The organism is Aeromicrobium sp., from assembly GCF_032084975.1.
Classification (GTDB): Bacteria; Actinomycetota; Actinomycetes; order Propionibacteriales; family Nocardioidaceae; genus Aeromicrobium.
Genome location: NZ_DAMDLR010000007.1, coordinates 71,389 through 80,897 on the forward strand (window position 1 = coordinate 71,389; position 9,509 = coordinate 80,897).

General features: G+C 71.4%; 11 protein-coding genes. 6 read left to right on the plus strand and 5 right to left on the minus strand.

Translation table 11 applies throughout. From position 1 onward, the window contains the following. On the minus strand, positions 1-396 hold a 396-nt coding region (locus RT323_RS03265; RefSeq protein WP_313404988.1), incomplete at its 3' end, for a helix-turn-helix domain-containing protein. Positions 397-452: 56 nt separating this feature from the next. Between RT323_RS03265 and leuC the strand changes: the two genes are divergently transcribed. The 4 genes from leuC to RT323_RS03285 all read left to right on the plus strand — a co-directional run bounded on the left by leuC (position 453) and on the right by RT323_RS03285 (position 4,263). Next, positions 453-1,850 (plus strand): 3-isopropylmalate dehydratase large subunit, encoded by a 1,398-nt coding sequence (gene leuC / locus RT323_RS03270; protein ID WP_313404990.1) that lies wholly within the window; start codon positions 453-455, stop codon positions 1,848-1,850. A gap of 11 nt (positions 1,851-1,861) precedes the next feature. Beyond that, positions 1,862-2,461, plus strand: a complete 600-nt coding sequence (gene leuD, locus RT323_RS03275) for a 3-isopropylmalate dehydratase small subunit (RefSeq protein ID WP_313404992.1) — start codon at positions 1,862-1,864, stop codon at positions 2,459-2,461. Positions 2,462-2,526: 65 nt separating this feature from the next. Then, a complete protein-coding gene (locus RT323_RS03280) occupies positions 2,527-3,261 on the plus strand; it encodes a lysophospholipid acyltransferase family protein (RefSeq protein WP_313404993.1) in 735 nt (244 codons plus the stop codon). Then, positions 3,262-4,263 (plus strand): NAD(P)H-dependent glycerol-3-phosphate dehydrogenase, encoded by a 1,002-nt coding sequence (locus tag RT323_RS03285; RefSeq protein ID WP_313404994.1) that lies wholly within the window; start codon positions 3,262-3,264, stop codon positions 4,261-4,263. A 102-nt stretch (positions 4,264-4,365) separates the two neighbouring features. Here RT323_RS03285 and RT323_RS03290 read toward each other — a convergent pair whose 3' ends face one another. Beyond that, on the minus strand, positions 4,366-5,394 hold the full coding sequence (locus RT323_RS03290) for a PLP-dependent aspartate aminotransferase family protein (RefSeq protein WP_313404996.1): 1,029 nt from the start codon (positions 5,392-5,394) through the stop codon (positions 4,366-4,368). Between the two features lie 34 nt (positions 5,395-5,428). Between RT323_RS03290 and RT323_RS03295 the strand changes: the two genes are divergently transcribed. Further along, a complete protein-coding gene (locus RT323_RS03295; protein ID WP_313404999.1) occupies positions 5,429-6,481 on the plus strand; it encodes a D-alanine--D-alanine ligase family protein in 1,053 nt (350 codons plus the stop codon). Between the two features lie 6 nt (positions 6,482-6,487). Here RT323_RS03295 and RT323_RS03300 read toward each other — a convergent pair whose 3' ends face one another. After that, positions 6,488-7,387, minus strand: coding sequence for an SMP-30/gluconolactonase/LRE family protein (locus RT323_RS03300; protein WP_313405001.1), 900 nt, complete (start codon positions 7,385-7,387; stop codon positions 6,488-6,490). 51 nt (positions 7,388-7,438) lie between these two features. Further along, positions 7,439-7,675, minus strand: coding sequence for an Lrp/AsnC ligand binding domain-containing protein (locus RT323_RS03305; protein ID WP_313405002.1), 237 nt, complete (start codon positions 7,673-7,675; stop codon positions 7,439-7,441). A gap of 104 nt (positions 7,676-7,779) precedes the next feature. On the opposite strand from RT323_RS03305, the gene RT323_RS03310 reads away from it, so the two are divergent. Beyond that, on the plus strand, positions 7,780-8,724 hold the full coding sequence (locus tag RT323_RS03310; RefSeq protein ID WP_313405004.1) for a thiamine-phosphate kinase: 945 nt from the start codon (positions 7,780-7,782) through the stop codon (positions 8,722-8,724). Positions 8,725-8,737: 13 nt separating this feature from the next. Here RT323_RS03310 and RT323_RS03315 read toward each other — a convergent pair. Next, a partial coding sequence (locus tag RT323_RS03315) for an amidase family protein (protein WP_313405006.1) occupies positions 8,738-9,509 on the minus strand: 772 nt, incomplete at its 5' end.

Sequence of the window (9,509 nt, forward strand, 5' to 3'; positions counted from 1 at the left end):
CGTCAGCTGGCTGCCGACGGGGATCGAGTCGCGCAGGCCGGTGGGCCGGTCCGCGGACGAGACGCACACGCGGTGGTCGCCCTGGCGGCGGAACAGCTGCGCGGACTCGCCGGTGATGTCGCGCAGGCGGGCCAGGACGGGACCCGCGGCCGCGAGCAGCCGGTCCTCGCCGGCGGCGGCCGCCAGCTCGGAGAGGCGGGGGCCCAGGATGAAGCGTCCTTGCATGTCCCGCGCCACCAGCCGATGATGCTCGAGGGCGACCGCGAGACGATGAGCCGTCGGACGGGCCAGGCCCGTGGCCGTCACGAGTCCGGCCAGCGTCGCCGGGCCCGGTTCCAGCGCGGCCAGCACGAGGGCGGCTTTGTCGAGAACGCCGACTCCGCTAGAGTTGTCCATGTCTTGATACTGCCGTATCGCATTGTGAGACGCAACCCCCACAGTTGGAGAGAATCATGGGCAAGACGCTCGCCGAGAAGATCTGGGACGACCACGTCGTCCGTTCCGCGCCGGGAGAACCGGACCTGCTGTTCATCGACCTGCACCTCCTCCACGAGGTCACCAGCCCGCAGGCGTTCGACGGACTGCGCCTCTCCGGTCGCCAGGTGCGTCGCCCCGATCTCACCCTCGCCACCGAGGACCACAACATCCCGACGACCGACCTCGACAAGCCGATCGCCGACCCCGTGTCGCGCACGCAGGTCGAGACGCTGCGCCGCAACGCGGCCGAGTTCGGCGTCCGCCTGCATCCCATGGGCGACATCGAGCAGGGCATCGTGCACGTCGTCGGACCGCAGCTGGGCCTGACCCAGCCGGGCATGACGATCGTGTGCGGCGACTCGCACACCTCCACGCACGGCGCGTTCGGCTCGATCGCGTTCGGCATCGGCACCAGCGAGGTCGAGCACGTGCTGGCCACCCAGTCGCTGTCCCAGGCCAAGCCCAAGATGATGGCCGTCGACGTCGTCGGCGAGCTGCCCCCGGGCTCCACCGCCAAGGACCTGATCCTCGCGCTCATCACGCAGGAGACCACCGGCGGCGGCCAGGGCTACATCGTGGAGTACCGCGGCGAGGCGATCCGTGCGCTCTCGATGGAGGAGCGCATGACGATCTGCAACATGAGCATCGAGTGGGGCGCGAAGGCCGGCCTCATCGCTCCGGACCAGACCACGTTCGACTACATCGAGGGTCGTGCGCACGCGCCGCAGGGCGCCGACTGGGACGCGGCCGTCGCCTACTGGCAGAGCCTGGTCACCGACGAGGACGCCCACTTCGACAAGGTCGTCACGATCGACGCCTCGAAGGTCACCCCGTGGGTCACGTGGGGCACCAACCCCGGCCAGGGTGTCGCCCTGTCGGGCCTGGTCCCGAACCCGCAGGACTTCGAGGACGCCGACGAGCGCGAGGCCGCGGCGAACGCGCTGCGCTACATGGGCCTCGAGGCCGGCACCCCGATGCGCGACATCACCGTCGACACGGTGTTCGTCGGCTCCTGCACCAACGGCCGGATCAGCGACCTGCGTCGCGCCGCCGACCTGATCAAGGGCAGGAAGGTCGCCGACGGCACGCGCATGCTGGTCGTCCCCGGCTCGGTCCGGGTGCGCCTGCAGGCCGAGGAGGAGGGCCTCGACATCGTCTTCAAGGAGGCCGGCGCCGAGTGGCGTGGCGCGGGCTGCTCGATGTGCCTGGGCATGAACCCCGACCAGCTCACGCCGGGCGAGCGCAGCGCCTCGACCTCCAACCGCAACTTCGAGGGCCGTCAGGGCAAGGGCGGGCGTACGCACCTGGTCTCGCCCGACGTCGCCGTCGCCACCGCAGTCACCGGCCACCTGGCCTCGCCCGCCGAGCTCTGAGGACGACCACCATGGACAAGTTCATCTCCCACACCGGCGTCGGCGCCCCGCTGCGTCGCAGCAACGTCGACACCGACCAGATCATCCCCGCGGTCTACCTCAAGCGCGTCACCCGCACGGGCTTCGAGGACGGCCTCTTCGCCGCGTGGCGCAGCGACCCGGAGTTCGTCCTGAACCAGCCGGCGTACGAGAACGCCACCGTGCTCGTCGCCGGTCCGGACTTCGGCACGGGCTCGTCGCGTGAGCACGCCGTCTGGGCGCTGCAGAACTACGGCTTCAAGGTCATCATCAGCCCGCGCTTCGGTGACATCTTCCGCGGCAACTCGGGCAAGGCCGGGCTGCTCGCGGCGCAGGTCGACGAGAAGGTCGTCGCCGCGCTGTGGGCGTACCTCGAGGCCAACCCGGGTGCGCAGATCAGCGTCGACCTGGAGTCCCGCACGGTCTCGGCCGGCGAGGGCGTCGACCGGATCGAGGACTCGTTCACGATCGACGACTACACCCGCTGGCGCCTGCTCGAGGGCCTCGACGACATCGGCATCACCCTGGGTCACGCGGACGACATCGCGGCGTACGAGTCGCGCCGCCCGTCGTTCAAGCCCGCGACGCTCTGACCCGTCGACTTCGGCGCGGGACCGGTTCGCCGGCCCCGCGCCGTTGCCGTACTAGGGTTCATCCCATGTCCCGCTCGCGCCCGCTTCCGCCGGTGCTGCGTGTCGTCGTGGCGGTCCTGCGACCGATCTTCATGGTCACGATGAAGCGTGACTGGAGCGGCGACGAGCACCTGCCGCGTGACGGTGGCTACGTGCTGGCCCCCAACCATCTCTCGTACATCGACCCCTTCGTCCTGGGGCACTGGATGGTCGACCACGACATCCCTCCGCGCTTCCTGGTGAAGGACCCGCTGTTCGCGGTGCCGGTCATCGGCCGGCTGCTGCGGGCCGCGCGCCAGATCCCGGTCTACCGCGGCACGGGCGCTGCCGCCGACTCGCTGCGCGCCGCCACCGAGGCGGTCGCCGAGGGCGGCATCATCGCGATCTACCCCGAGGGCACGATGACGCGCGACCCCGCGGCCTGGCCGATGTCGGGTCGTGACGGGGCCGTCCGGACCGCACTGGCCACGGGGGCGCCGCTGGTCCCGGTCGCGCAGTGGGGTCCGCAGGCCATCATGTGGCCGTACCGGCGCGAGTTCCGCCTGCTGCCGCGCAAGACGATGCACGTGCGCGTCGGGGCCCCGATCGACCTGAGCGGTCTCGACGAGAACGCCACGGTGGCGCAGGTCCAGGCCGCCACGGCGCGACTGATGGACGCCATCACCGCGCTGCAGGCCGAGATCCGGGGCGAGCTGCCCGCGACGCCGCGCATCGACGTGCGCTCGCTGAAGAAGCCCAAGACCCGTTATGAGGAGAGCTGAATGGTCACCGCTGCAGTCATGGGAGCCGGGTCCTGGGGCACCGCCTTCTCGGTCGTCCTCGCCGATGCCGGTCACGACGTCCACCTGTGGGGCCGCCGCCAGGAGACGTGCGACAACGTCAACCAGCGGCACGAGAACACCGAGTACCTGCCCGACCTCGAGCTGCCGACGACGATTCGCGCCACGACCGACCCGGCCGAGGCGCTCGCCGGGGCCGAGATCGTCGTCCTCGCGGTCCCGTCACAGACGCTGCGGACCAACCTCGAGTCGTGGGGCACGCTGATCGAGCCCTCGGCCGTCATGGTCAGCCTCATGAAGGGCGTCGAGCTGGGCTCGCACCTGCGCATGAGCGAGGTCATCGCCGACGTCACTGGTGCCGGTCCCGAGCGGATCGCCGTCATCAGCGGGCCGAACCTGGCCAAGGAGATCGCCCAGCGCGAGCCCGCCGCCAGCGTCGTGGCCTGCGCGGACGAGGCGGTCGCGCTGCAGCTGCAGAAGTACTGCCACACCGCGGCGTTCCGGCCCTACACGAACACCGACGTCGTGGGCTGCGAGCTGGGCGGCACGGTCAAGAACATCATCGGCCTGGCCGTGGGCGTGTGCGACGGCCTCGGCTACGGCGACAACACGAAGGCCTCGGTCATCACCCGTGGACTCGCCGAGACGGCACGCCTGGGCATGGCGATGGGCGCCGACCCGATGACGTTCATGGGGCTGGCCGGGCTGGGCGACCTCGTCGCGACGTGCTCGTCGCCGCTGTCGCGCAACCGCACGTTCGGCGAGAAGCTGGGCCGCGGCATGACGGTCGAGGAGATCACCTCCGGCACGCGCCAGGTCGCCGAGGGCGTGAAGTCCTGCACCTCGGTCGCCGAGCTCTCCGAGATGCACGGCGTCGACATGCCCATCGTCGAGCACGTCCGCGCCCTCGTCGACGGCAACATGACCCCGCTCGAGCTGGTGAACGCGCTGATCAGCCGCTCGGCCAAGGCCGAGACCCGCTGACGGCCGGCCGGTGGTCGCTGCGCGACCGAGATATGTCGGGTTCCGTACCTTCCGAGGTCTCAGAAGGTACGCAAACCTACAGATCTCGTTCGGCGGAGCCGATCAGCCGAGCGCGGCCTCGATGTCGGCCCAGAGGTCCTCGACGGCCTCGATGCCGACGCTGAGCCGGATGAGGCCCGCCGGGATGGTCTCGGGCTCGGCGGGGAAGCGGCGGCGGCGCTCCCAGGTGGACTCGACGCCGCCGAGGCTCGTCGCGTCCGTGATGATGCGGCTCGACTCCGTGGCGCGCTGGGCGTGCTCGGCATCGTCGATCACGAAGCACACCATCGTGCCGAACCCCGGGTAGCGGACCTCGGCCACGGCCGGATGAGCCGTGAGGCGCTCGGCCAGCACGGCAGCGCTGGCCTCGGCCCGGTCGAGCCGGACGGCCAGCGTGCGGACGCCGCGGACCGCCAGGAAGCACTCCAGCGCGCCGGGGATCGCGCCGTGCAGCGAACGGTGCTGCAGCAGGCGCTCGAACAGCGCGTCGTCGCGCGTCGCCAACACGCCCAGCACGAGGTCACTGTGCCCGCCGAGCAGCTTCGAGGCCGAATGGGTCACGATGTCCGCGCCGTACGTCAACGGACGGTCGCGCAGGGGCGTGCGGAACGTGTTGTCGACGGCGACGAGGGCGCCGGCGTCCTTGGCCGCGGCGGTCAGCGCCGGCAGGGCGCCGACCTCCATGGCGGGGTTCGTCGGCGACTCGAGCCAGACCAGGTCGGCACCGGCGAACGCCTCGATGCTGCCGGCGGTGTCGGACGGGTCGATCAGGCGGGCCTCGTACGGACCGCTCTGCACGAGGCTCGTCGTGCCGTTGTAGCCGTGACGGGGGAGCACCACGACGGCGCCCGGCTCGAGCAGCCCGAGCGTGGCGGCGGCCGTGGCGATGCCCGACCCGAACGCCAGCGCGCGGCCGCCCTCGAGCTCGCCGACGACCTGCTCGAACGCCTCGTACGCCGGATTGCCGTGGCGGCCGTACTCCGACGGGCCACCCGGGTGGAACGAGCTCGCCAGGGTGATGGGGGCGTTGAGGGGAGCGCCGGGCTCGTCGGCCGGGCGCCCTGCGATGACGGTCACGGTGTCGGGCTGCATGGATCCAGTGTCACAGGCGAGTAGAGTCGAGCCGATGCGCACCACGATCGGCGTCGTCTTCGGCGGACGCTCCAGCGAACACGGAGTCTCGTGCCTGACGGCGCGCGAGGTCCTCGCGGTCATCGACCGCGACCGGTACGACGTCGTCCCCATCGGCATCACCACCGACGGGCACTGGGTCCGCGAGACCGCCGTCTGGGACGACCTCGAGCGCGGCGTCCTGCCGGCCGTCCGTCCCACGATGCCCGCCTTCGCGTGGGACGAGGTGCGCGGGCTCGACGCCGTCTTCCCGCTGCTGCACGGTCCGTGGGGCGAGGACGGCACGGTCCAGGGGCTGCTCGAGATGGCCGATGTGCGCTACGTCGGTGCGGGCGTGCTGGCCAGCTCGGTCGGCATGGACAAGCCCTTCACCAAGACCGTCTTCTCGGCCGCCGGCCTGCCGCAGCTGCCGTACGTCACGATCCAGCCGTGGGAGTGGGAGGCGAAGCGCGAGCGCGCCGAGGCCCGGATCCACGCGCTCGGGCTGCCCGTCTTCGTCAAGCCGGCCCGCGCGGGATCCAGCTCGGGCGTCACGCCGGTGCACGCGTGGGACGACCTCGAGAAGGCCGTCCTGACCGCCCGTGAGTTCGACCCCAAGGTCATCGTCGAGGCGGCCGCCCACGGCAAGCGCGAGGTCGAGTGCGCCGTGATCCAGGACGAGCGCGGCATGCCGATCGCCAGCGAGGTCGGCGAGATCCTCGTCGCCACCGACACCGACCACGAGTACTACGACTTCGAGGCCAAGTACCTCGACGGCACCAGCACGAACGTCGTGCCGGCCCAACTGTCCGAGACGATGCGCCAGCGGATCCGCGAGTACGCGCTGCAGGCGTTCGACGCGATCGGCTGCGAGGGACTGGCCCGGGTGGACTTCTTCCTCACCGACAGCGTCGACGGAGGACTGGTCATCAACGAGATCAACACGATGCCCGGCTTCACGCCGTTCTCGATGTTCCCCAAGCTCTGGCAGGCCTCCGGCGTCGAGTACGCCGAGCTGGTGGAGCGGCTGATCCGGCTCGCGTTGGGCCGCCCCACCGGGCTGCGCTGACCCGGGTCACGGCAGGCCCGCGTGCGGGACCTCCACCGTGACGGTGCGGATCTCGGCCTCGCGCGCGGCGCTGCGAGCCTGCTCGTCGAAGTCGGGCGCGCACGACATGAACAGCGTGCGGCCGTCGCTGCCGCCCAGCAGGCATGCGAAGACGCCCGAGCCGGGCTTGACCTCGTCGAGGATCTCACCGCCCTCACGGACGCGGATGACCCGGCCGTTGAGGGCGTCGGCGATCCACAGCGCGCCCTCGGCGTCGAGCCCGCAGCCGTCCGGCGCCACGACGCCGCCGCCGAGCGCCTCGCCGACGTTGCGGGAGGTGGGCAGCTCGCCGAACGTGGCGAACGGTCGGCGGTTCGTCAGGCTGCCGTCGACCTCGATGTCGAAGGCCGTGACCCGGTTGCCGAACGTCTCGTCGACCAGCAGGGCGCCGTCCGGCGTGATCACCATGCCGTTCGGGAACCAGAGGTCGTCCGCGACGGTGGTGACGCTGCCGTCGGGGTCGATCCGCAGCAGCGAGGCGGTCTCGATGTCGGCGCCGCCCATGAGGTCGAAGCCGAAGTTGCCCAGCCAGCAGCGGCCGAGGTGGTCGACGACCATGTCGTTCGGGTGACCCGTGACGTGGTCGGACACGTCGGCGTGGACGACGAGGGAGCCGTCGGCCTCCTGGCGCATCACCGTGCGGTCCTTCATCGAGACGTAGACCAGGCGGCCGTCCGGCAGCCAGCCCAGTCCGGACGGCTGGTGGGGCACCTCGACCTCGGTGCGCAGGTCCGAGCCGTCCTCGCGGACCGAACGGATGGTGTGGGTGTAGAAGTCGCTGAACCAGAGGCGGTCGTCGTGCCACCGGGGGCACTCGGTGTAGGCCATGCCGGTGACGAGGGTGCGGATCTCGCGAGTCGTGGTCATGACGTCATCCAACCACCCGCGTGACGTGGCTCACGCGGAGTGGGCCCGCTCTCAGGCGCGGACGACGGGGCAGGTCAGCGTGCGGGTGATGCCCGGGACCTTCTGGATCTGGGTGACCACGAGCGTTCCGAGCTCGTCGACCGAGGGTCCTTCGACGCGCGCGATGACGTCGTAGGGACCCGTCACGTTCTCGGCGTTCTCGACCCCGTCGATCGCGGCGATCGCGCCGGCGACCTGAGCGGCTTGACCGACCTCGGTCTGGACCAGGATGTAGGCGTGCACGGCCATCGTGAGTGTCCTTTCGTCGGGCGATGACACGCTACCGCAGGGGCCGCCGCCCGGCCCGTCCGACTGAGATGATGACCCCATGACCGAGCGCCGCGGAGTGGACCATGAGTGAGCCGACGATCGCGGACGTGGGGGAGTTCGCCCTCATCGACGTCGTCCGTGAGCGACTGGGCACCAACGAGTACGTGCTGATCGGTCCCGGCGACGACGCGGCGCACGTGGCGACCGCCGACGGCACCTACGTGACCGCGACCGACATCCTCGTCGAGGGACGGCACTTCCGCCGCGACTGGTCGTCCGCGGCCGACATCGGACGCAAGGCGGTCGCCGCCAACCTGTCCGACATCAACGCGATGGGCGGTGTGGCCACGGCCCTGGTCGTCGCGTTCGCGGCGCCGGGCAGCCTGCCCGTCTCCTGGGTCACCGACCTGATCGGCGGCATGGTCGAGGAGTGCGCCAAGGTCGGCGCGCACATCGTCGGCGGCGACATGTCCGCGGCCGAGCAGATCATCATCTCGATCACCGCGATGGGCGACGCCGAGCGCCCCGTGACCCGGTCCGGAGCCAAGGTCGGCGACCAGGTCGCCTACGCGGGCACGCTGGGCCTGGCGTCGGCGGGATACGGCGCCCTCAGCCGTGGCTTCCGATCGCCCAAGGTCGCGGTCGACGAGCACCGCTCGCCGCACCCGCCCTACGCGGCCGGTCCCGCCGCCGCGACGGCCGGGGCCACCGCCATGATCGACATCAGTGACGGGCTGCTGGGCGACCTCGGTCACGTGGCGCGCGCCAGCGGCGTCGCGATCGACGTCGACCCGACCGCGTTTGAGGTCCTCGACGCGGTCCAGACCGTCGCCGGTGCCCTCGGGGGAGTCGACCCGCTGCGCTTCGTGCTGTCAGGTGGCGACGACTACGCCCTCGCGGCCACGTTCCCCGCCGGCACGACGCTGCCCGACGGCTGGACCCGGATCGGCGAGGTGAAGGCCGGCGAGGGCGTCACCGTCGCCGGCGCCCCGTACGAGGGCGGCCCGGGCCACCGCCACTGGACCTGAACCGCCCCGCGGCTCAGTCCTGGATCCGCGCGAACGGCGACGCGGCCTCGAGCTCGTAGGCGAGCTCCAGCAAGGTGCGCTCGTCGCCGTGGTCGGCCGAGAAGTGGATCCCCAGCGGCAGGCCGTTCGACGAGCGCGCGAGCGGCAGGCTGATCGCCGGGCCGCCCGAGGCGTTGTTGAGCGGCGTGTAGGCGACGTAGGCCCGCAGTCGCGCGAACGCCTCGTCGAACGGGACGCCCGGGTGCAGCCAGCCCAGCTCGGGCGTGGCGTGCCCCAGGGTCGGGCTCATGACGAGGTCGTGGGTGTCGAAGAACTCGCTGTACTGCGCGGCCGACTTCTTCAGGGCCGAGATCGCGCCGGGGGTGCGCCAGAACGAGCGGATGAACGCGCGCGACAGCCCGTGCGTGAAGGGATCGATCCTGTCGCGGTCGAACCTCGGCGAGATGAGGTGCTTGCCGCCGTACTCGATCACGAACGCCAGCGCGCGCCAGTACTGCACGAAGTGGCGCTCGAAGGACGGGTCGACGGGGACGGGGATGGTCTCGACCTCGTGGCCCAGCGACGTGACGAGCGTCGCGACGCGCTCGAGCTCGACCTGGGTGTCGGGGTCGAGCGCCTCGCCGTGCAGGGTCTCGGTGACCAGGCCGACCCGGAGTCGGCGACGGCCCGCGCCCTCGACCAGGCCGACCCGGGGCAGGCGGGCGACGGGACGGTGCCGCTCCGCCGCCGCCAGGAACACCGCCGTGTCGCGCACGCTGCGGGTCATGACGCCGTTCGCCACGATG

What these genes read in the sequence shown, in the direction of transcription:
- RT323_RS03280 (WP_313404993.1), top strand. Translation starts at nt 2,527, where the DNA reads ATGTCCCGCTCGCGCCCGCTTCCGCCGGTGCTGCGTGTCGTCGTGGCG.
- RT323_RS03290 (WP_313404996.1), bottom strand. Translation starts at nt 5,394, where the DNA reads ATGCAGCCCGACACCGTGACCGTCATCGCAGGGCGCCCGGCCGACGAG.
- RT323_RS03295 (WP_313404999.1), top strand. Translation starts at nt 5,429, where the DNA reads ATGCGCACCACGATCGGCGTCGTCTTCGGCGGACGCTCCAGCGAACAC.
- RT323_RS03305 (WP_313405002.1), bottom strand. Translation starts at nt 7,675, where the DNA reads ATGGCCGTGCACGCCTACATCCTGGTCCAGACCGAGGTCGGTCAAGCC.
- leuC (WP_313404990.1), top strand. Translation starts at nt 453, where the DNA reads ATGGGCAAGACGCTCGCCGAGAAGATCTGGGACGACCACGTCGTCCGT.
- leuD (WP_313404992.1), top strand. Translation starts at nt 1,862, where the DNA reads ATGGACAAGTTCATCTCCCACACCGGCGTCGGCGCCCCGCTGCGTCGC.
- RT323_RS03310 (WP_313405004.1), top strand. Translation starts at nt 7,780, where the DNA reads ATGAGTGAGCCGACGATCGCGGACGTGGGGGAGTTCGCCCTCATCGAC.
- RT323_RS03285 (WP_313404994.1), top strand. Translation starts at nt 3,262, where the DNA reads ATGGTCACCGCTGCAGTCATGGGAGCCGGGTCCTGGGGCACCGCCTTC.
- RT323_RS03300 (WP_313405001.1), bottom strand. Translation starts at nt 7,387, where the DNA reads ATGACCACGACTCGCGAGATCCGCACCCTCGTCACCGGCATGGCCTAC.